This window comes from Rhizobium sp. HT1-10, assembly GCF_049472505.1.
Lineage (GTDB): Bacteria > Pseudomonadota > Alphaproteobacteria > Rhizobiales > Rhizobiaceae > Rhizobium.
The window spans coordinates 568,207-588,729 of the sequence record NZ_JBCEBQ010000002.1; the positions used below are offsets into that span (position 1 = coordinate 568,207).

Annotated in this window: 20 protein-coding genes and 2 pseudogenes; 13 read left to right on the top strand and 9 right to left on the bottom strand. The window is 64.0% G+C overall.

Annotated features, from left to right (window positions below; translation table 11 throughout):
• Positions 1-132 precede the first annotated feature (132 nt).
• Positions 133-1,431: an MFS transporter gene (locus tag VH564_RS07790; protein ID WP_423339234.1), complete on the bottom strand. Its 1,299-nt coding sequence runs from the start codon at positions 1,429-1,431 to the stop codon at positions 133-135.
• Positions 1,432-1,620: 189 nt separating this feature from the next.
• On the opposite strand from VH564_RS07790, the pseudogene VH564_RS07795 reads away from it, so the two are divergent.
• Positions 1,621-2,189 (top strand): annotated as a pseudogene (locus VH564_RS07795) (TetR/AcrR family transcriptional regulator).
• A 15-nt stretch (positions 2,190-2,204) separates the two neighbouring features.
• On the opposite strand, the gene VH564_RS07800 reads toward VH564_RS07795, so the two are convergent.
• Both VH564_RS07800 and VH564_RS07805 read right to left on the bottom strand, forming a co-directional pair.
• The gene (locus VH564_RS07800) at positions 2,205-2,999 is read right to left on the bottom strand and encodes a class I SAM-dependent methyltransferase (protein ID WP_423339235.1); all 795 of its coding nucleotides are present in this window, start codon (positions 2,997-2,999) and stop codon (positions 2,205-2,207) included.
• Between the two features lie 78 nt (positions 3,000-3,077).
• The gene (locus tag VH564_RS07805) at positions 3,078-3,755 is read right to left on the bottom strand and encodes a TetR/AcrR family transcriptional regulator (protein WP_423339236.1); all 678 of its coding nucleotides are present in this window, start codon (positions 3,753-3,755) and stop codon (positions 3,078-3,080) included.
• A gap of 75 nt (positions 3,756-3,830) precedes the next feature.
• Here VH564_RS07805 and VH564_RS07810 point away from each other — a divergent pair, with 75 nt between their 5' ends.
• Positions 3,831-4,565: an SDR family NAD(P)-dependent oxidoreductase gene (locus VH564_RS07810; protein WP_423339237.1), complete on the top strand. Its 735-nt coding sequence runs from the start codon at positions 3,831-3,833 to the stop codon at positions 4,563-4,565.
• A 135-nt stretch (positions 4,566-4,700) separates the two neighbouring features.
• Here VH564_RS07810 and VH564_RS07815 read toward each other — a convergent pair whose 3' ends face one another.
• Both VH564_RS07815 and VH564_RS07820 read right to left on the bottom strand, forming a co-directional pair.
• On the bottom strand, positions 4,701-5,681 hold the full coding sequence (locus VH564_RS07815) for an aldo/keto reductase (RefSeq protein ID WP_423339238.1): 981 nt from the start codon (positions 5,679-5,681) through the stop codon (positions 4,701-4,703).
• Positions 5,682-5,891: 210 nt separating this feature from the next.
• Positions 5,892-6,350, bottom strand: a complete 459-nt coding sequence (locus tag VH564_RS07820; protein ID WP_423339239.1) for a MarR family winged helix-turn-helix transcriptional regulator — start codon at positions 6,348-6,350, stop codon at positions 5,892-5,894.
• Between the two features lie 120 nt (positions 6,351-6,470).
• Here VH564_RS07820 and VH564_RS07825 point away from each other — a divergent pair, with 120 nt between their 5' ends.
• Entirely contained in the window at positions 6,471-6,848 is a 378-nt protein-coding gene (locus VH564_RS07825) for a nuclear transport factor 2 family protein (protein WP_423339240.1), read from the top strand.
• Between the two features lie 105 nt (positions 6,849-6,953).
• Here the strand turns inward: VH564_RS07825 and VH564_RS07830 are convergent, their stop codons facing one another.
• From VH564_RS07830 to secA, 3 genes are all read right to left on the bottom strand, one after another.
• The gene (locus tag VH564_RS07830) at positions 6,954-8,228 is read right to left on the bottom strand and encodes a GNAT family N-acetyltransferase (RefSeq protein ID WP_423339241.1); all 1,275 of its coding nucleotides are present in this window, start codon (positions 8,226-8,228) and stop codon (positions 6,954-6,956) included.
• Positions 8,228-9,652 carry a lipopolysaccharide biosynthesis protein gene (locus VH564_RS07835; RefSeq protein ID WP_423339242.1) on the bottom strand — a complete coding sequence of 475 codons (1,425 nt, stop codon included), beginning with the start codon at positions 9,650-9,652 and terminating at the stop codon, positions 8,228-8,230. Before VH564_RS07835 ends, VH564_RS07830 begins: the two co-directional genes overlap by 1 nt.
• 164 nt (positions 9,653-9,816) lie before the next feature.
• Complete coding sequence (gene secA, locus VH564_RS07840) at positions 9,817-12,549, bottom strand: preprotein translocase subunit SecA (protein WP_423339243.1); 2,733 nt, start codon at positions 12,547-12,549, stop codon at positions 9,817-9,819.
• Positions 12,550-12,792: 243 nt separating this feature from the next.
• On the opposite strand from secA, the gene VH564_RS07845 reads away from it, so the two are divergent.
• The 6 genes and pseudogenes from VH564_RS07845 to VH564_RS07870 all read left to right on the top strand — a co-directional run bounded on the left by VH564_RS07845 (position 12,793) and on the right by VH564_RS07870 (position 17,175).
• The gene (locus VH564_RS07845) at positions 12,793-13,707 is read left to right on the top strand and encodes a peptidylprolyl isomerase (RefSeq protein WP_423339244.1); all 915 of its coding nucleotides are present in this window, start codon (positions 12,793-12,795) and stop codon (positions 13,705-13,707) included.
• A 333-nt stretch (positions 13,708-14,040) separates the two neighbouring features.
• Positions 14,041-15,282, top strand: coding sequence for a bifunctional glutamate N-acetyltransferase/amino-acid acetyltransferase ArgJ (gene argJ / locus VH564_RS07850; RefSeq protein ID WP_423339245.1), 1,242 nt, complete (start codon positions 14,041-14,043; stop codon positions 15,280-15,282).
• Positions 15,263-16,065 (top strand): annotated as a pseudogene (locus VH564_RS07855) (GNAT family N-acetyltransferase). Before argJ ends, VH564_RS07855 begins: the two are co-directional and overlap by 20 nt.
• Positions 16,066-16,067: 2 nt before the next feature.
• Positions 16,068-16,478, top strand: a complete 411-nt coding sequence (mutT, locus tag VH564_RS07860) for an 8-oxo-dGTP diphosphatase MutT (RefSeq protein WP_423339246.1) — start codon at positions 16,068-16,070, stop codon at positions 16,476-16,478.
• A 144-nt stretch (positions 16,479-16,622) separates the two neighbouring features.
• Complete coding sequence (locus VH564_RS07865; protein WP_423339247.1) at positions 16,623-16,937, top strand: hypothetical protein; 315 nt, start codon at positions 16,623-16,625, stop codon at positions 16,935-16,937.
• 70 nt (positions 16,938-17,007) lie between these two features.
• The gene (locus tag VH564_RS07870) at positions 17,008-17,175 is read left to right on the top strand and encodes a Flp family type IVb pilin (protein ID WP_423339248.1); all 168 of its coding nucleotides are present in this window, start codon (positions 17,008-17,010) and stop codon (positions 17,173-17,175) included.
• Here the strand turns inward: VH564_RS07870 and VH564_RS07875 are convergent, their stop codons facing one another.
• Positions 17,176-18,060 carry an SAM-dependent methyltransferase gene (locus VH564_RS07875; protein ID WP_423339249.1) on the bottom strand — a complete coding sequence of 295 codons (885 nt, stop codon included), beginning with the start codon at positions 18,058-18,060 and terminating at the stop codon, positions 17,176-17,178. It lies immediately after the preceding gene.
• 87 nt (positions 18,061-18,147) lie between these two features.
• On the opposite strand from VH564_RS07875, the gene VH564_RS07880 reads away from it, so the two are divergent.
• Genes VH564_RS07880 through VH564_RS07895 form a run of 4 tightly spaced genes read left to right on the top strand, consistent with a single transcriptional unit; the run spans position 18,148 to position 20,505 of the window.
• Positions 18,148-18,924 carry a ComF family protein gene (locus tag VH564_RS07880; RefSeq protein ID WP_423339250.1) on the top strand — a complete coding sequence of 259 codons (777 nt, stop codon included), beginning with the start codon at positions 18,148-18,150 and terminating at the stop codon, positions 18,922-18,924.
• A gap of 29 nt (positions 18,925-18,953) precedes the next feature.
• Positions 18,954-19,211 (top strand): glutaredoxin 3, encoded by a 258-nt coding sequence (gene grxC / locus VH564_RS07885; protein WP_423339251.1) that lies wholly within the window; start codon positions 18,954-18,956, stop codon positions 19,209-19,211.
• Positions 19,212-19,222: 11 nt separating this feature from the next.
• Complete coding sequence (locus tag VH564_RS07890; RefSeq protein WP_423339252.1) at positions 19,223-20,080, top strand: carbon-nitrogen hydrolase family protein; 858 nt, start codon at positions 19,223-19,225, stop codon at positions 20,078-20,080.
• On the top strand, positions 20,077-20,505 hold the full coding sequence (locus VH564_RS07895; protein WP_423339253.1) for a DUF1178 family protein: 429 nt from the start codon (positions 20,077-20,079) through the stop codon (positions 20,503-20,505). The genes VH564_RS07890 and VH564_RS07895 overlap by 4 nt, the downstream gene beginning before the upstream one ends.
• Positions 20,506-20,523: the final 18 nt, after the last annotated feature.

Below are 20,523 nucleotides of genomic sequence, written 5' to 3' on the forward strand. Positions count from 1 at the left end.
ATACCGACGAGCCGGGTCTCTACCATGCGACCGGCTTCAGGCGCAAGACGGTGAAGGCTGCTTGCCGGCAATTTCCATTGGTTGGCGTTTGCCGATAGGGCCGGCAGTCGCGCGCCGGCCGGTTCGTCAGGCTTAGTGGGCCGCGGTTGCCGTGCGCAGCGTGATGCCGGGTTTGTTCAGCGTTATCGCCAGGATCGCGGCCAGCAGGCAGAAGGCGCCGGCAACGAAGAAGGCGGGCAGGTAGCTGTCGAGCGCGGTGCGCGACAGGCCTGCCCCGAAGGCGGCGGTGGCAGCACCCAGCTGGTGGCCGGTGAAGATCCAGCCGAACACCAGGCCAGCCTTTTCCGGGCCGAAACGGTCGGCGGCAATCTTGACCGTCGGCGGCACGGTGGCGATCCAGTCCAGCCCGTAGAAGACGGCGAAGATCGACAGGCCGTAGAAGCCGAACTGGCTGAACGGCAGGAAGAGCAGGGCAAGCCCGCGCAGGCCGTAATACCAGAACAGGAGCCAGCGATTGTCGAACCGGTCGGAGAGCCAGCCGGAGCCGATCGTGCCGAAGAAGTCGAAGATGCCCATGACGGCAAGGACGCTGGCGGCTGCCACCGGCAGGATGCCGTAATCGCCGCAGAGTGTGACGAAATGCGTCTGGATCAGGCCGTTGGTGCTGAGCCCGCAGATGAAGAAGGTGGCAAACAGGATCCAGAAGGTCGAGCTGCGCGAGACTTCCTTGAGCGCCAGCAGCGGCGACATCAGCATGGCTGACAGGCTCTTGTTGAGGGGAGGGGCCGGGGTAATCTTGGCGTCGCCATAGATCGGCAGCGCGAGGTCTGCCGGCCGGTCGCGCATCAGGCCGAGCACGACGACGGCGGCAACGGCCAGCATGGCGCAGACGAAGACGACGGTGGTGCGCCAGCCATAGCGCTGGGTCAGCTCGGCCATCAGCGGCAGGAAGACCAGCTGGCCGGTGGCCGAGCTTGCCGACAGCATGCCGACGACAAGGCCGCGATGCTTGCTGAACCAGCGGGCCGAGACCGTGGCGGCCAGCACCATGGCGGTCAGCCCGGTGCCGAAGCCGACGATGATCCCCCAGAACAGCAAGAGCTGCCAGAGCTCGGTCATGAACAGCGAGCCGATGAAGCCGATAGCGACCGTTGAGAGCGCGAAGATGATGACGTTGCGCACGCCGAAACGGTTCATGAAGGCCGCCGCAAAGGGTCCCATCAGGCCGAATAGCACCAGCCGGATGGCCAGCGCCGAGGAGATCGACGAGGTGCTCCAGCCGAACTCGTCCTGCAGCGGCTTGATCAGCACGCCGGGCGCGCCCATGGCGCCGGCGGTGACCAGCATGGTCAGGAAGGTGGCGCCGACCACGACCCAGCCATAGTGGATGTTGCGGCGGGCAAGCGTCGAGGCGAGAACGGTAGACACCATGGGACTGTTCCAGTGATCGCGGGCCGGCCGGGACTGCGGGCGCGGATTGTTTCGGCGGCAACTTCGCCAGTCTTCGCGGCAAAGTCCAGCAAAACCGCCGGGCGTGGCTTAGATGATTGGCGTCATATATCTTGCATTGATGATGGTGGTCATCTAAATTGTCAAGATGCAATCCGATGGGGCAGGCCGATGCGCGTGAGCCACGAGAAATTCGCCGAGAACAGGGCCCGGATCCTCAATGTAGCCTGCGACCTGTTCCGCGAGAAGGGGTTCGACGGCATCGGGGTCGCCGATATCATGAAGGCCGCCGGCTCACCCATGGTGGTTTCTACCGTCATTTCGATTCGAAGGAGAGCCTTGCCTTCGAAGCGAGCCGGGTGCTGGTCGAAAAGACCCGGCTGCGCTGGTTGGAGATCGTCGACACGGCCGAGGGCGATCCGCTCGAGGCGCTTCTCCGCCACTACCTGTCGCGGCGCAACCTGCAGAGCCGGGCCTGCGTGTTCGCGTCGCTGGTCCAAGAGGTCAGCTGCCAGGGCGCCGGCCTGCAATCGACCTTTTCCGGCGGCCTGAACGATCTGGCGGATGTCTTGGCCGGGATCGTTGAAGGCGAGACGCCGCAGGCGCGCCGCGCCACGGCACTGGCCACCCTCTCGGCCATGATGGGCGCTGTCATCCTCGCCCGGGCCATGGACGATGCCGATATGGCCGACGAATTTCTGGCTGCCACCCATCGCCAGCTGTTGCGCCGACAAGGCTAGCACCCCCGCCGTCTTCTATTCGCTGCGGAAGGCCAGCAGGGCCTTGGATTCGACGATCTCGGTAAACTTGCCATCGGGCGCCGCCTCGGACAGCGCCTGGCGCAGGGCCGCCTCGAAGGGTGCTGCGGCCTCGCCGAGCACCTGCGGCGACGTGGTGGACATGGAAAAGGCGCGCCCGACGAGATCGTCGATGCCAGGATGGCGCTCCTGTATGATGCCGATGCTCTCGAGATTGTTGAAGGTGGAGCGCAGCAGGATGCTTTCGTGCCGCGGCCATTCGCTGCTGCGCCTGACGGCGCTGTCGGCGCTGCGCTCCGGCGAGAAGGTTTCGCCGAGCTGCTGGATGATCTTGCGACCATCGGGGTTCATGGCGATGTGGGTGTCGTGAAACAGCACGACAGCGCCGCCCGGCACCACCAGCCTGTCGAGCGCATCCAGCGTGGCGGCACGATCCATCCAGTGGAAGGAGCGCCCCATCACCGCAAGCTTCAGGGGGCCGATGTCGGGGCCGAGATCGTAGGATGAGCCCTGGCGCACAACAATCTCAACGCCGGCTTCCCGTGCCCCTTCACGCGCGGCAGCCAGCATCTCCGGCTCCGGATCCATCGCCGTCACATCAGCGCCGAGCCTGGCAAAGGCGATGCCGAGCTGGGCCGGGCCGCAGCCGAGGTCGAGCAGCGGATCGCCGATCTTCAGGCCGCATCGGTTGGCGACGCGCGCGATCAGCCTGTCGGGATAGGGAACGCGGTAGCGCAGATAGTAGGCGGCGGTCGACTGGAAGCGTCGGGCATCGAAGGCAATGGTGGACATGGGAGATCCTATGCAATCCGCCTGCCCAACCTCGACGGCGATTGCGGCCCAACTGTGGCCTTGCGTCATGCACCCTTCCTAGGGCCGATCGGCCGCCAGGGGGGTGTCTCGATCCAACGGAAGCACCGGCGATCTGGCAGCCTCGAGCGCGGTGCGGAACATCGCGACCAGCTGCGCCGATATGGTCTCTTCGAGCAGGTCGGCCATATCGCGGTCGAAAAAACTGCGCACCGTGCCAAAGAGCACATTGAGGATCGTCAGGTTGACGGTGGCAAGATTGTCGAAGGTGGCGTCTGAGGCGCTGCAAAACATCGCCTCGCTGGCGGCCTCGACCCTCTGGTTCATTTGTTCGACGAGGTCGGCGACGCTGATCTCGGCGGCGGCAAGGTAGAGCACGCGTGTCACATCCCGCCGGTCGATCTTGACCGCGATGTAGGTTCTCACCAGCGCCTCGGCCATCTCGATATAGGACCGTCCCTGATGCATCAGGCAGGCAGCCTCGACGCGGTCGGCCAGCCCCTCCAGGTAGCGCTGGTTGACGGCATAGAACAGCGACTGCTTGTTCGGGAAATACTGGTAGAGCGTGCCGACGGAAACGCCGGCGCGGCTGGCCACGCGGGTCGTCGTCAGCCGGATCGGTCCCTCGGTCAGCAAAACCTGAATCGTCGCTTCGTAGATCGCCTCCACCGTCGTCGCCGAGCGGGCCTGACGCGGCTCTTTGCGGGCATTGAAGGGCAGGGAGGGGGCGCCGGTCATATGCGAATTCAAAACCTGAAGGATTGTTCGTATCCTTAGATCGATCATGTGATCGCGGTTTACAAGGAAATTTCCATGGCTGACACAGTTGAACGCATCGCGCTGGTGACCGGCGCCAACAAGGGCATCGGATATGAGATCGCACGGCAGCTGGCGCAGGCCGGCGTATCGGTGCTTCTGGGCGCAAGGGATGCCGCCCGCGGGGCAGCCGCGGCGGACAGGCTGGTGGCCGAGGGTCTGACGGTGGCCTTCATCCCGCTTGACATCTGCGATCCGGACAGTGTCGCTGCTGCTGCGGCAAAAATCGCCACGGAGCACGGCCGTCTCGACATTCTCGTCAACAATGCCGGCATCTCGGTCGTTGGCGATGGCGCGCCGGGCACGGTTCCGATTGATGTCGTTCGCCAGACGCTGGAGACGAATTTCTTCGGCGCGCTGGCGGTGACGCAAGGCGTGCTGCCGCTGCTGCGCAAGTCGGAAGCCGGGCGGATCGTCAATGTGTCCAGCACGCTCGGCTCGCTGAAGCTCAACAACGACCCCGCCTATTCGGGATACGAGGTTCGCCTCGCCGGCTACAACACGTCCAAGGCAGCACTCAACATGCTGACGGTGCAGCTGGCCAACGAGCTGCGCGACACCCGCATCACGGCGGTGTCGGTCTGCCCCGGCCTGACCCAGACCGATCTCAACGGCCATATGGGCAACCGCTCGGCGGCAGAGGGTGCTGCGGCCCCGGTACGGCTCGCCCTTGCGACGGCAAACGATGCCTTGGGTCTCTTCCAGGACGAGCACGGCAGCTTGCCGTGGTGACCGGCCGCAGGAACCGACGGGCGGTCGCCTGCCGGCTGCAGGCCTGCTAACGCTAGAGGCTGTCGGCCGCAGCCGGCAGTGGCAGTGATGTCGTCGGGGCGGTGGGGTCATGCCTGCCGCCCCGACCGCGCCGGCTTACTCGAAGCCGGCGATGCCGCGCGGCACATAGGGTGCCTCGAGGGTGGCGATTTCTTCCGCCGTCAGTTTTACCGACAGCGCGGCGACGGCATCGGTCAGGTGATGCGGCTTGGAGGCGCCGACGATGGGGGCGGTGACGGCGCTCTTCTGGGCGACCCAGGCCAGGCCGATCTGGGCGCGCGACACGCCGCGGGCCTTGGCCAGCGCGCCGACGGCATCGATGATCTGCTTGTCGCTGTCGATTGCCTGGTTGTAGAGCGTCTTGCCGAACTGGTCGCTTTCCTGGCGCGAGGTGCTTTCGTTCCAGTCGCGGGTGAGGCGGCCGCGCGCCAGCGGGCTCCAGGGAATGACGGCGATCCTCTGGTCCTCGCAGAAGGGCAGCATCTCGCGCTCTTCCTCGCGGTAGAGCAGATTGAGGTGGTCCTGCATGCTGACGAACTGGGTCCAGCCGTTCATCCTGGAGATATAGACGGCCTTGGCGAATTCCCAGGCATGCATCGACGAGGCGCCGATATAGCGCGCCTTGCCGGCCTTCACCACGTCATGCAGGGCTTCCAGCGTTTCCTCGATCGGGGTTGCGTGATCGAAGCGGTGGATCTGATAGAGGTCGACATAGTCGGTGCCGAGGCGGCGCAGGCTGTTGTCGATCTCGTCGAAGATCGCCTTGCGCGACAGGCCGGCGCCATTGGGGCCGGGGCGCATGCGGTTGAACACCTTGGTCGCCAGCACGATGTCCTCGCGGTGCGAAAACTGCTTGATGGCGCGGCCGACGATCTCTTCCGAGCTGCCATCGGAATAGGCATTGGCGGTGTCCCAGAAATTGATCCCGAGTTCGACCGCCTGGCGCAGCAGCGGGCGGCTCGCCTCCTCCGTCATCGTCCAGGCATGGTTGCCGCGATCGGGCTCGCCATAGGTCATGCAGCCGAGGCAGATGCGCGAGACCTCAAGGCCCGTCGGGCCGAATTTCACATAATCCATCGTTCTACTCCATTGGTGCTGAAATCGAGACAGCCAATACATCGCGACCGGCCGCGGTGGAGTGAAAGCTAGGCCCAGGCGGCAGTGCCGGGTAGGGGTTCACGCATAAGTGTTTGCAGCCCAGCCAAAGATACGGTCGTGCCGCGGCGCAGTCGCATGACGACCGATGTCCGTGGTCCTGCCAACGGGAAAGAGACGGCGACCTGAACGCTACGAGATTTTCGACGGTTCGGCGCCGGCCATTCGGTCGAGATTTGCGATGAGCCGTGTCAGCAGGTCGACGAATTGTGTCGCTTCTTCCGGCGTGAAGCCGCTCATCGCCTCGGCATTTCCCTGGAACAGCGTAGTGATGGCCCCGGGCATCCGTTGCCGCGCGGTGCTTGTCAGAACAATGTGGCTACTCCGACCGTCGGCCGCGTCCCGCGTGCGCTCGATCAAGCCGTCCCGCTCCATGCGGGCCAGCATCTGTGCCATCGGCGGTTGTTCGACCTTGGCGAAGCGGGCGAGATCGCGCTGGGTGCTGGCCTTGCCGTCCTGCAACGCTACCAGCACCGGCAATTGCCCGACGCCAAAACCGTGCGGTTTCAAGCGCGCCTCACTAAGGCGGGCGAAGCCACGCGCCGCAAGACCGACGAGATGCCCCGGCGTTAACAAGACGTCTTCAGCCATTCGCCACCCTCCACCTACACTTGACCGAAATACATATGCACATATATATCTAGCCAGGTAATCCCATGCAATGCTGTTTGATGCCGATCGACAGCCAGCAACCCGTTTTGAGGACATATGATGTCGAAAGCCAACATCGCGCTTATAAAAAGCCTATACGACCGCTTCAATGCCCGGGACATCGATGGTGTCCTTTCCGCGCTTGCCGACGATGTCGCCTGGGCCAACGGCATGGATGGCGGCCACGTTCACGGGCATCAGGGCGTCCGGAGCTACTGGACCAGCCAATGGGCCGTCGTTAGCCCTCATGTGGAGCCGATCAATTTTAGCGAGCCGGGGGATGGTCTCGTCGCTGTGGAGGTAATCCAGTCGGTGTTCGATCTGGATGGTCGGCCGCTCAGTGGTCAGACCCACGGCCTTAAGGACAAGACGGTGACCCATATCTTCCGCATGGACGGCAACAGGATCGCACGCTTCGACATTGGGGATGCGATTTAAGCGTGTGTCCTAATGAGCAGACGCGGATCGGCTCTGCCATGATGTGTGGCCTGGACCAACGCCGGTCGAGGGCATCGCCGCCCTGCAGCGATGGCCAGTCGGTCTTCACCGCCTCGTCAGCGACAGGATCCGGTCGCGCAGGGCCTTGGCCATGTTGCGGGTGCTGCGGTACATGTGCAGCTGGGCGGCGGCCTGGCGGACGTCGCGGTCGCTGTTCTGGGTGAGGCCGACGATCAGCGTGCCCATGTCCTCGCGCTCGCGCCAGAACCGGCTCATGATCGGATGGTCCGACACGGCGCAGCTATCCGAGCGAACAATATTGGCGTCGTCGAGCTGCCATTCGGTCAGCTCGCCCATCAACAGCTTGCCCGGCGAATAGCGGGCGAATTCTTCGTTGTAGGCGGTCTTCCAGGTGTAGGCCTCGCCGCCCATCATCAGCACGATCATCGAGGCAATGGCCTTGCCGTCGAGGTCGATGGTGTGGATACGCACGGCGTCGACGGCGGCGAGATTGGAAATCGCCTCGCGCGCGAAAGCCGCGTGATGGCGGTCGAGCACCATAGCGCTGCGCTTCTTGCCCTTCCAGCCGGCGGCCTCGATCGCCATGAACTCTTCCATCCGGCGGTGGATCTCGCCCGGTTGGCGGGCGACGTTGTAGACGAGCTCGCCCTGTTTCTCCAGCAGGCGCCACTGGCGGCGCATCTCGCGCAGATGGCTCGGTGAAATCGCCGCCGTCAGGTAGTCGAGCGCCTCCTGCGAGCTATGCAGCATAGGCCGCTCATAGGGATTGGCGACCGTCACCGGCAGGTTGCGGCCGATGGCGACGGCCTTGAGCATCTGGACGAGGGGGCCGTTCAGCCGCACGTCCGGCATCACCAGGGTGGTCGGCAGTTGCAGCTCCCGGCGGAGCAGGCCTTCCAACAGGTTGTCCAGGGTTTCGGCGGCGTCTTCGCCATCGACCAGCGGCGTGCCGAGCGGCCCGAAATTGTTGGACCAGACGCGGATGATCGAAGGGCCGACGGCAAAGCCCGGCTTATCGATGGAAAAGGGCATGAGCAGGCGCATCCGGCTGCTATTGGGCTTACGGTCGCGGATGAGCGCCATGCGCACCTGCCGCTCCTCGATGCGGGGCATGGCAGGCGCGAGGAATCGGGCCGAGAAGAACACGTTCGGCTCCATGGCGCGGTTGGACAGGAAGTCCAGCTCGTCCTGCAGATCGTAGCCGAGCCTTGCCGGATAGAGGCAGAGCTCCCGGCCCGGCCGTCCGATTTCGATATGCGCCTCGGCGCGCGGCTCGGCGTCAAAGCGCAAAGAGGCGAGTTCGTGCATCATCGGATTGGCCATGCTGTCGGTGCTTTCGGTCATCGGGGGACGCGCCATCAGGGGAATGCCTTCACAGTCAGAGATGTCGGTGCAGCTCGGCCGAAGGCGAAAAGCACGATGCCGAGCGTCCGGCGCACGGCTAGATGCAGCAGCAGTGCCTCGACCCCCATGGCCGAGGCCGTGGCGATCGCCGCGCCCTCGATGCCGAGGTGCGGGATGAGCAGCAGGTTGAGGCCGAGGTTGGCTGCGAGCGCCACACCGTAGAGCCAGGCGCATAGAAGCTGCCGGCCTGCCATCATCAGCAGCACTTCGCCGGGGCCGACCAAGGCTTTGGCAAGGATGCCGGCCAGTAGCACGGCCATGACGACGTGGCCCGCCATGAAGGCAGCGCCGAACAGCGATAGCAGGAAATCGCCTGCTGCCAGCACCAGGAGGCCGACGGCAAGCGAGGGCCAGAAGGCCCAGCGGGTCGCCTGCGCGGCGAAGGCGGCAAGCTTTCCCCGGTCGCCCTCGGCGATGATCGCTGCAAATCGCGGTCCGGCGGCGGCCTTGACCGAGAAATAGACGAAGTGCACCAGCGCCATGGTCTTGGCGGCGGCAAAATAGATCGCCACCTGCTCCGGCGGCAGAAACAGGCCGACGACGATGACGTCCGAATTGGTCAGCAGATAGCCGACGCCTTCGATCAGGAAGATCGGAAAGGCGACGCCCATCCAGGTCGAAAAGGCGATTTCCCGTGGCCCGGCCGGAACGTGGCGGCGCAGGCGTAGCGTGACGGCGAGCAGTTGCCCGAGCGTGGTGATGAGCGTGGCGGCCAGCGCTGCCTCAGTCGCGGTGACGGCGCTGTGCGGCGCTCCCGAAAGCACGGCACCGACCATGAAGACGAGGATCAGGATCGGGCGGATGAGGAAGGTGGGGCTCAGCGCCATGACCGGCCAGTGGTTGGCGCGGGATGTGCCGTCGAGAATGTCGCCAAGGGCGATCAGCGGCATGATCAACAGCCCGATGAAGACCGGCAGGACATAATAGGGCTCCATCGACTGGCGCGCGAAATGCAGCGCGACCATGCCGGCAAGCGCAAGGCCGCCGGCCGAAACAAGCGCGAACCTCCGGGCGGTGCTGGTAAGCCCCCGGAGCAAGGCCATGTCGCCGGAGAGCTTGTATTGCGGCAGGAAGCGGATGATGGCGGTGTGGAAGCCGACGCAGGACAGATTGCCGAGGATGATGACCAGCACCCAGACGAAGACGAAGATGCCGTATTCGAATTCGCCCATGGCGCGGGCAAGGACAATTTGTGAGACGAAGGCCAGCGCCGCGCTGGCAATGCGGATGATGAAGGCGACCAGCGCCATGCGCCTCGAAGCATCCTGCTCGCCGCGCGCCGTAAGAATAGCCGAAAGCCGCGACGGCACCGAGGACACTCTCGTCCACAGGCCCGAGGGCAGCAGTTTTTCAGCTGTTTCGTCGAACGCCTCGATCACACGCAATACTCGGCATACCGTTCTAAATCTTTACCAGTCCTAACTGGTTAGGGTTAAAAAACGGTTCCGCGCGATGCTTTTCCCCAACTGAGATCGACATCGTCGGGGTCATCTGGCAGCCGGGTCGCTGAAACAAAAATGCCGCCCGGAGGCGGCATTTTGGATCAGACGACGGTGGTGCCTTCCGGCTCTGTCTCGAATGCACCGTGGCAGTGCTTGTACTTCTTGCCGGAGCCGCAGGGGCAGAGTTCGTTGCGGCCGACGCGACCCCAGGTCGCCGGATTTTCCGGATCGCGGTTTTCCGGCGGCACGACCATCTCGGTCGGCGGCTGCAGCAGGGCGAACTCGTCCTCGCCCGTCGTTGCGTCTATGTGGTGGGCTTCCATGAAGCCCGGCTCCGGTTCGCGCGGCTGCTGCACCAGCTCGACCCGCGCCAGCTGGGCCGTCACGGCCTGGCGCAGGTTGTTGAGCAGCGACTGGAACAGCTCGAAGGATTCCGACTTGTATTCCTGCAGCGGATCGCGCTGGGCATAGCCGCGGAAGCCGACGACAGAGCGCAGGTGGTCGAGGTTGACGATGTGCTCGCGCCACAGACCGTCGAGCGTCTGTAGGATGATCGAGCGTTCGACATAGTGCATGATCTCGGGGCCGAAACGCTCGGCCTTGTCGGCAGCTGCCTTGTCGGCGATCTCGGTCAGGCGTTCGCGGATGTCGTCCTCGCCGATGCCTTCTTCCTTGGCCCATTCCTCGACGGGCAGGTCCAAGTCGAGCAGGTTGGCGATCTCGACCTTCAAGCCGGCCATGTCCCACTGTTCGGCATAGGCGCGCTCAGGGATATGCTTGGCGACCAGTTCCTCGATGGCCTCGTGGCGCATGTCGGCAATGGTCTCGGAGATGTTCGTCGCTTCCATCAGCTCGACGCGCTGCTCGAAGATCACCTTGCGCTGGTCGTTGAGGACGTCGTCGTACTTGAGCAGGTTCTTGCGGATGTCGAAATTGCGGGCTTCGACCTTCTTCTGGGCGCGTTCCAGCGCCTTGTTGATCCAGGGATGGACGATTGCCTCGCCTTCCTTGAGCCCGAGCTTCTGCAGCATGCCGTCCATGCGGTCGGAGCCGAAGATGCGCATCAGGTCGTCCTGGAGGGACAGGTAGAATTTCGAGCGGCCGGGGTCGCCCTGGCGGCCCGAGCGGCCACGCAGCTGGTTGTCGATGCGCCGGCTTTCGTGGCGCTCGGTGGCGATGACGTAGAGGCCGCCGGCGTCGATCGCCTGCTGCTTGAAGACCTTGATCTCCTCGGCGATGGCCTGGATGGCGGCGTCCTTCTCGGGGCCGGGCTCCATCTCGCCGAGCTCGCGCTCGACGCGCATCTCGAGGTTGCCGCCGAGCTGGATGTCGGTGCCGCGGCCGGCCATGTTGGTGGCGATCGTCACGCCGCCGGGAACGCCGGCCTGGGCGACGATATAGGCTTCCTGCTCATGGTAGCGGGCGTTGAGGATGTGGAACTTGGTGAAGCCCTGGCTGCGCATCCGCTCGGCCAGCAGCTCCGACTTCTCGATCGAGGTGGTCCCGACCAGCACCGGCTGGCCGCGATTGTGGGCTTCGATGATGTCGGCGGTGATGGCGTTGAACTTTTCCTCGAAGGTCCGGTAGACCTCGTCGTCCTGGTCGATACGCTTGATCGGCAGGTTGGTCGGGACTTCGATGACTTCGAGATTGTAGATGTTGCCGAATTCTTCCGCTTCCGTCTGCGCCGTGCCGGTCATGCCGGCCAGCTTGTCGTACATGCGGAAATAGTTCTGGAAGGTGATCTGCGCCAGCGTCTGGTTTTCAGGCTGGATCTTGACCCGTTCCTTGGCTTCCAGCGCCTGGTGCTGGCCGTCCGAATAGCGGCGGCCTGGCATCATGCGGCCGGTGAATTCGTCGATGATGACGACTTCGTCGTTGCGGACGATGTAGTCCTTGTCGCGGCTGAACAGCTTGTAGGCCTTCAGAGCGTTGTTGACGTGGTGGACGATCGCAACGTTTTCGATGTCGTAGAGGGCGTTGCCCTTCAACAGGCCGGCTTCGCGCAAGAGGTTTTCAAGCTTCTCCGTGCCGACTTCCGAGAAGTTGGCGGAGCGCTGCTTCTCGTCGATTTCGTAGTCTTCGTCGGAGAGCTGCGGAATGAAGGCGTCGATGGTGGTGTAGAGGTCCGAGCGGTCGTCGAGCGGGCCGGAGATGATCAGTGGCGTGCGGGCTTCGTCGACGAGGATCGAGTCCACTTCGTCGACGATCGCATAGTAATGGTCGCGCTGCACCATCTGGGCGCGCTCGTATTTCATGTTGTCGCGCAGATAGTCGAAGCCGAGCTCATTGTTGGTGGCATAGGTGATGTCGCAGGCATAGGCCTCCTTGCGCTCCTCGTCCGACAGGCCGTGAACGATCACGCCGGTGGTGAGGCCGAGGAAGCCGTAGAGCCGCGCCATCGTCGCGCTATCGCGCTGTGCGAGATAGTCGTTGACGGTGACGACATGGACGCCCTTGCCGAGCAGTGCGTTGAGGTAGACCGGCAGCGTTCCGACCAGCGTCTTGCCTTCGCCCGTCTTCATCTCGGCGATGGCATTGGAATGCAGGATCATGCCGCCGATCAACTGGACGTCGAAGGGGCGCATGCCGAGGACGCGGCGCGAGGCCTCGCGGGCGACGGCGAAGGCCGGCACCAGCAGGTCGTCCAGGGTCTTGCCATTGGCCAGCTGCTGGCGGAACTCAGCGGTCTTGCCGGCCAGCTCCTCGTCGGACAGCTTGCGCATATCGTCTTCGAGCGCATTGATCGCGGCGACGTTCGGATTAAACGCACGCACGCGCCTGTCGTTGGACGAGCCAAACAACTTTCGGGCAATTCCACCAAAGCTGACCATATGACTGGCCCTTTCTGAATTTACATCCCGCCGTTCCTGCAATCGCCGTCCCGAAAAAATCGGCTGATTGACCCGAAACGGCCGGAAACTGTTCTGGACGCAAGGTTGCGTGACAGATAAGAGGGGGGTCGATTGATGTCAACGGGATTGGCCGATACACAAAGGCCACATTCTGATGGTGAAGGCTTTTTCAGGCCGGATTCACGCGAGTTGAAGCCGGCGGGAACTTCAAAAGGGTAATTCATGTCGCGATATAACAAACTTGCAGCTGCTGTCGCCTTCGCAGCCATCGTTGCGTTCCAGGCTCCGGCTTTTGCTGCGGACGCCGTCGTTGCCAAAGTTGGCGACCTCGAGATCCACCAGTCGGAACTCGACCTTGCCATCTCCAACCTCGATCCGCAGCTGGCCCAGCTGCCTGACGACCAGAAGAAGGTCGCAGCCCTTTCGGCTGCCATCGACGTCAAGCTGCTGGCCAGGGACGCTCTCGCCGAGAAGCTCCAGGACACCCCTGACTTCAAGACCCGCATGGCCTATCTCCAGGACCGCGAACTGCACAACGCCTACTTCAAGAAGCATGTCGTCGACGTCGTGACGGATGCCGAAGTCAAGGCACGCTACGACAAGGAAGTCGCAGCCCTGCCGAAGCAGGAAGAAGTGCACGCCCGCCACATCCTGGTAAAGACCGAGGACGAAGCCAAGGAAGTCATCAAGGAACTCGACGCCGGCAAGGATTTCGCTGCCGTGGCTAAGGAAAAGTCGACCGATCCGAACAAGTCTGACGGTGGCGATCTCGGCTACTTCCAGCGCGGCCGCATGGTCAAGGAATTCGACGACGCAGCCTTCTCGCTGCCGGTCGGCACCTATTCCAAGACGCCTGTGAAGACCGATTTCGGCTTCCACGTCATCAAGGTCGAAGACAAGCGCGATGCGCCTCCTCCGCCGTTCGACCAGGTCAAGGACCAGGTCAAGCAGCTCGTCATGCGCGACAAGTATCTCGACCTCCTGAAGCAGGCAAAGACCGCCTCGAAGGTCGAGATCTCCGATCCGGCGCTCGCCAAGGCCTATGCCGATGCTGACAAGCAGCAGCAGCAGCCGGATGCGGCCGCAGGCGACGCCCCCGCCGCAGATGCACCGGCCGCCGACGCGCCGAAGCCGTAAGCAGCAACAGTACGATCGGGGCTCGGTTCATCCGGGCCCTGACGGCTTAGGTGGAAGCAGGCTTTCTTCAGGCCACCTCGCCGGTCATGTGTTCGCCTTGTCCTGTGAGATGATCGTGGCCGAAGGTTCTCCTTCCCTCATCCTCGCCCTTGTGGCGGGGATCCAGCGCGTTCAAGTCCGTGAACGCAAGAGACTCCTTTCACCGCGCAGACGCGCGGTGGCTGGATTCCTGTGACAGGCACAGGAATGAGGAGAGCTTTGGCCGAGACGCGGTGCACTGCCTATACAACAGGCCCGGTTCATCCGGGCCCTTTCCATTGCAAAGGTATCAAAATGTCCGGTTCCGTCTCTCCGCTTGCCCCGACAACCTTCGCCTCTCTTCCGGCGCTGCGCGGCCTGCGCATGGCGACCGCGTCTGCCGGCATCAAGTACAAGAACCGCACCGATGTGCTGATGATGGTGTTCGACGCACCGGCCGCCGTCGCTGGTGTGTTCACCAAGTCGAAATGCCCCTCCGCCCCGGTCGATTTCTGCCGCCAGAATCTCTCGCACGGTACCGCCCGCGCCGTCGTCGTCAATTCCGGCAATGCCAACGCCTTTACCGGCGTCAAGGGTCGCCAGGCGACCGAACTCACCGCCAAGTCGGCTGCCTCCGCCGTCGGCTGTAGCGAGAACGAGATTTACCTCGCCTCGACCGGCGTCATCGGCGAGCCGCTCGATGCGACCAAGTTTGCCGGCGTGCTCGACCAGATGCAGGCCGAGGCCACCGGCGACTTCTGGTTCGAAGCCGCCAAGGCGATCATGACGACAGACACCTATCCGAAGGTAGCCACCCGCAGCGCCGAGATCGACGGCATCGCGGTCACGATCAATGGCATTGCCAAGGGTGCCGGGATGATCGCTCCCGATATGGCAACCATGCTCTCCTTCGTCGTCACCGATGCCGATATCGCGCCTGCCGCGCTGCAGGCGCTGCTGTCGGCCGGGGTCGATCCGACCTTCAATTCTATGACCGTCGACAGCGACACATCGACCTCCGACACGCTGATGCTGTTTGCCACCGGCGCCACTGCCGCCGATGGCCAGAAGCGCGTCGAGACAGCGACAGACCCGCGGCTTGCCTCGTTCCGCACGGCGCTGAACGCGCTGCTGAAGGATCTGGCGCTGCAGGTGGTGCGCGACGGCGAGGGCGCCACCAAGATGCTCGAGATCACCGTCACCGGTGCCGAGAGCGATGCTGCCGCCAAGACCATCGCGCTGTCGATCGCCAATTCGCCGCTGGTCAAGACGGCGGCTGCCGGCGAAGACGCCAACTGGGGCCGTATCGTCATGGCCGTCGGCAAGGCCGGCGAAATGGCCGACCGCGACAAGCTTGCCATCTGGTTCGGCGACGTCCGCGTGGCAGTCAACGGCGAGCGCGACGCCGGCTATTCGGAAGCTGCGGCAACGGCCGTCATGCAGCGCCAGGATATTCCGGTCAAGGTCGAGCTCGGTCTCGGTAAAGGCCAGGCAACGGTCTGGACCTGCGACCTCACCAAGGAATATGTTGCCATCAATGGCGACTACCGGAGCTGATATCCTTTGATGCCCTTGCATTCCCTGTCCAATACCCTGCCGCTGGTGCGCAGGCTCGAAGCCGTCGGCTTTCGGGCCTGGCCTGCCTCATCCGTCCAGTATGACGGCAGCTGGCAGGTGCGGCTGACGGCCGGGCATCCGTCGAAGCGGCTGAATTCGATCGTGCCGCTCGATCCCTCCGACCACCGCGACGTGGCGATCCGGCTGGAAAAGGCGCAGCGCAAGTTCGAAGCCTATGGCCGGCCGCTGGTGGTGCGCGAAACGCCGCTGGCGCCGCCGGTGCTGATGACGTTGCTGCGGGAAGCGAATTGGGAGGCTTTCGAAGAGACGATCGTCATGACCTGCGACCTCGTCGACGTGGTCCTTCCGGATACGCTCGATCATCTGCCGACCCACGATGTCGGTCGCTATGTCGATGCCAGCCTGCTGGTCGATCGCTCCGATCCTGCCCTGAAACCGGCGCTGGCCGAGGTGGTCAGCGGCATCAAGCCACCGTCTGGGCTGTTCGTCATCGAGGATCCGGAAGCCGGCGCGGTCGCAACGACCCTCTGCGTCCAGGACAACGATCTGGCCGGGCTGATGTCGGTATCGGTCGCGCCGGAGTATCGACGCAAGGGTTTCGGTATCGAGATCGTCGCCTCTGCGCTTCGCTGGGCGAGAGCCCGCAGCGCCAGGACCGCCTGGCTGCAGGTCTCCGCCGACAACTTGCCGGCGCTCAACCTCTACGCCGGCATCGGCTTCTGCGAGGCCTACCGTTATCGCTACTGGCGGCCGGAGGCGTGACCATGACAGCCGCGCGCAACATCCTGCTGGTCGCTGCCTGCGCCTTGATCGACGCCGACGGCCGCATTCTTCTCGCGCAGCGGCCGGAAGGCAAGAGCCTGGCCGGGCTCTGGGAGTTTCCGGGCGGCAAGGTCGAGCCGGGGGAAACGCCGGAAGAGTGCCTCATCCGCGAACTCGACGAGGAGCTGGGGGTGACGACCCGCGTCGCTTGCCTGGCGCCGCTGACCTTCGCCAGCCACACTTACGAGACCTTCCATTTGTTGATGCCGCTCTATGTCTGCCGTCGTTACGAGGGCGTCCCGCGGGGCCGCGAGGGACAGGCGGTGAAATGGGTGCGGCCGCAGGCGCTTCGCGACTACCCGATGCCGCCGGCCGACGCGCCGCTCATCCCCTTCCTGCAGGATCTGCTCTAATTCGAGACATGATTTAGCAATTACTTCTTCACAACTGTTTTTGTGGAGGTTTTGCCTGTGGATATTAATGAATCGTTTAAGACCTTCTGGCAATTATCGACCTCAATCAAGCGATGGGCGTGGTCGGTAAAGAGGCTTGACACAATGGATGACGATTTCTGGAAGGCCGTTCGCGAAAAGGAACAGGTAACCTCCAAGTCTCGCAAGACAGGGGCGCTGAATATCGCACTGTTGTTCGGCACCGCGGCAGTGGCGCTGTCGCTGATCCTGACGCCGATGCTGTCCGACAAGTCTAAGTCGAGCGTGCTTGCAAGCGCGCCTGAGTTCGACGACATTACCACGGGCTCGATCCCCAAGGGCGAAAACGGCAAGCGCTACACGATCCGGCGCAGCGTGCTCCAGCAGGAGCCTGGTTCGGTTTGCGTCGTGCAGGGATACGGCAGCGACAGCAACTGCTGACGGCTTTCAGCCGATCTTGTGCCGGGGGCATTGGGTTCGCTGATTTCGGATGGATCAGAGGACGTGGGGCATGATTTTAGTACGAAAGCTTTTCGCCGATAAGGCCGGAGCTACGGCCATAGAATACGGGTTGATCGCCACCCTGATCGGTGTCGCGCTGATCGGCAGCCTGACGCTCGTGACAGGCGGTATTTCCAATACATTCAACATTGTCACCAACAAGGTCAGCGCCCCCTAATCAGGACTTCAAGGGGTGCTCCTCGACCTTCAGCGCATCGGCCAGGCGCGCCTTGGCGGAGCCCGGCTTCAGCGGCTTCTGCTGGCTTTCGTGCGGCTTCCAGCCGGATGCGTAGATGATATTGAACGTGGCCCGGATGCGGCCGTCGGCATCGGCGAAGCGCTCGGCATAAATCTCCGCGGCGCGCAGAAAGAAGTTCCGGCCGACCGGCTTGCGGCTGCGGTCGACCAGCGGGTTGGCCATGCCCATGGCCCGCAGATCCTGCATCAGCGGAAACAACGACGCATAGCGCACGGTGTAGGTCTCGGCATCGACGACCGGCAGCGCAAAGCCCGCTCTTTGCAGCAGCCCGCCGACGTCGCGAACGTCGGGGAAGGGGATGACCCTCGGACTTGCCCCACCCGCGATTTCGATCTCGGTTGCCAGCAGCACCTCGCGTAGTTCCTGCAGGGAGCCTGCGCCCGGAATGGCGGCGAGGAACAGCCCGTCGGCCTTCAGCGCGCGGTTCACCTGGATGAAGACGCCGGGCGTGTCGTTGGTGAGGTGGAGACCGAGCGGCGACAGCACGAGATTGAGGCTGTCAGGCGCGAGCGACAGCCGCTCGGGCGGCGCGACGATTACCCTTTCGCCGGCTAAGGATGGCGCATCCTCGCTCTCGATCCGCGTGATAGTCCCGATCTTGCCGGTAGCCATCGCCAACCGCGCGGCAACGCCGGTGGCGCCGTGCAGCTCCACCGCCTCGTCGAAGCTGCGCTCGACCAGCGACAGCCGGTCGGCCAGTTCCTCGGCGGCGATGTCGAGCAGGAAGGCGGCCTTGCCGTCGCCCCTGGCGAGTGCCCGGCGACGGTTGGCGGCAATGAGGTCCTGGTCGAAGACGATGTCCATGCGCTGGTCCCAGTTCGATGCATTCGCGGCGGAGGCCGCCGCAGTTTCCCTTCGCTTTGACGTCACGAAGGCGCTATTGTCAAATATATGGGGATGGGCAGGCCGGAAATCACCGCGTCGCTGATCGGGCGTGGCCTGCTGCGCCCCTGGTCGTTGCTCGCCGATTTGCTCTATCCGCCGATCTGTGCCGCCTGCGGCGCCTCGACCGGCACCCATCGCAGCCTCTGCCCGGCCTGCTGGTCGACGATCCGCTTCATCGAGCGGCCCTATTGCGAGGTGCTCGGCAGCCCCTTTTCCCACGATCTCGGTCCGGGCATCCTCAGCGCCGAGGCGATCGCCGACCCGCCACCTTTTGCCCGTCTTCGCTCGGCGGCTATCCACGAGGGCGTGGTGCGCGATCTCGTGCATGGTCTCAAATATCGCGACCGCATCGATCTGGCGCCGATGATGGCCGAATGGATGCTGCGGGCGAGCGACGGCGCGGTGGCGGCCTGCGACGGGCTGATCCCGGTGCCGCTGCACCGAACGCGGCTGTTCTCGCGCAAGTTCAACCAGGCGGCCGAGCTTGGCCGTCACCTGGCGCGGCTGTCGGGCAAGCCGCTGCTGCCGGCGACGCTGGTGCGCGTCAAACGGACAACCCAGCAGGTGGGGCTCGGCGCCCGTGCCCGGCAGGACAATGTCCGGGGTGCCTTCGCGATCGGCCGAAACCGCGAGCCCGATGTGTTCGGAAGGCGCCTCGTGCTGATCGACGATGTCTACACGACAGGGGCAACGGTCGCGGCGGCTGCAAGGGTGCTGAAAAAGGCTGGTGCCGCTGAGGTCACCGTCTTGACCTTTGCAAGGGCGCTCGCCATGCCTATATGAGGGAAAACCTCTTTGTATCCGGAGTGATCATGGCATCCGTCGTCATCTATACGCGCGAATATTGCGGCTATTGTGCCAGGGCGAAATCGCTGCTCGAGGCCAAGGGCGTCGCCTATGTCGAGCACAATGCAACCTATTCGCCCGAGAAGCGCCAGGAGATGATCGCCAAGTCGAATGGCGGCAGCACCTTCCCGCAGATCTTCATCGACGACCAGCATGTCGGCGGCTGCGACGACCTGCATGCGCTCGACCGGGCCGGCAAGCTCGATCCGCTGCTGGCCGCCTGAGGGACAAGACAATGCGCTTCAAGGCCGCCGCCATCCAGATGTGCTCGGGCATCGACCCGGAAAAGAACGTCGCCGACATGGTGCGGCTGGTGCGCGAGGCGGCAAGCCAGGGCGCGGTCTATGTCCAGACGCCTGAAATGACCGGCGCCATCCAGCGCGACCGGCCTGGCCTCAGGGCCATCCTGCGCGACGAGGCGCATGATCTCGTCGTTGCCGCTGCGGCAAAGGCCGCTGCCGAGCTCGGCATCCACCTGCATATCGGCTCGACCGCCATTGCGCTCGACGATGGCAAGATTGCCAACCGCGGTTTTCTGTTCGGCCCGGACGGCTCGCTGCTTGCCCGCTACGACAAGATCCACATGTTCGACGTCGATCTCGACAATGGCGAGAGCTGGCGCGAGAGCGCCGTCTACAGGCCGGGCGCGGAAGCCCGCGTGGTGACGCTCCCCTTCGCCAGGCTCGGCTTCTCGATCTGCTACGATGTGCGCTTCCCGGAGCTGTTCCGCAGCCAGGCGGTTGCCGGCGCCGAAGTGATGAGCATTCCTGCCGCCTTCACCCGTCAAACGGGCGAGGCTCATTGGGAAATCCTGCTGCGAGCCCGGGCGATTGAAAACGGCATGTTCGTTATCGCCGCCGCCCAGGCCGGCCTGCACGAGGATGGGCGCGAGACCTTCGGTCATTCGATGATCATCGATCCCTGGGGCAGGGTGCTTGCCTCCGCCGGCGGCAGCGGGGAAGCGGTGCTGGTTGCCGAGATCGATGTGGCGGCCGTCAAGGCTGCCCATGACAAGATCCCCAATCTGAAAAACGCCCGTGCGTTTTCGCTGGAAACCGTCGAAGCACCGCCGGCCGGAGGCTTTGCCGCGTGATCCGCTATGCCCTCAGCTGCGACCATGGCCACGAGTTCGAGGGATGGTTTTCGGAAAGCGCCGATTTCGACCGTCAGGTCGAGGGCGGTCTCCTCACCTGCCCGACCTGCGGCTCGGCCACCGTCACCAAGATGCTGATGGCGCCGTCGGTATCGACCGCGCGGGGCAAGGAGGCGCTGACGACGCTGGCGATGGACGCGGTGCGCAAGCAGGCGATCGACAAGCTCAAGGAAGCGGTGGCGGCGATCAAGGCGACGACGGAGGATGTCGGCGGCCAGTTTCCCGAAGAGGCGCGCAAGATCCATTACGGCGAGGCCGACGCACGCGGCATTATCGGCCAGGCAACGCCGGCCGAAGCCCGCGCGCTGATCGAGGAAGGCATCGAGATCGCGCCGTTGCCGACCCTGCCCGACGACATCCACTGACCGAGCTCGGCCGCCTCG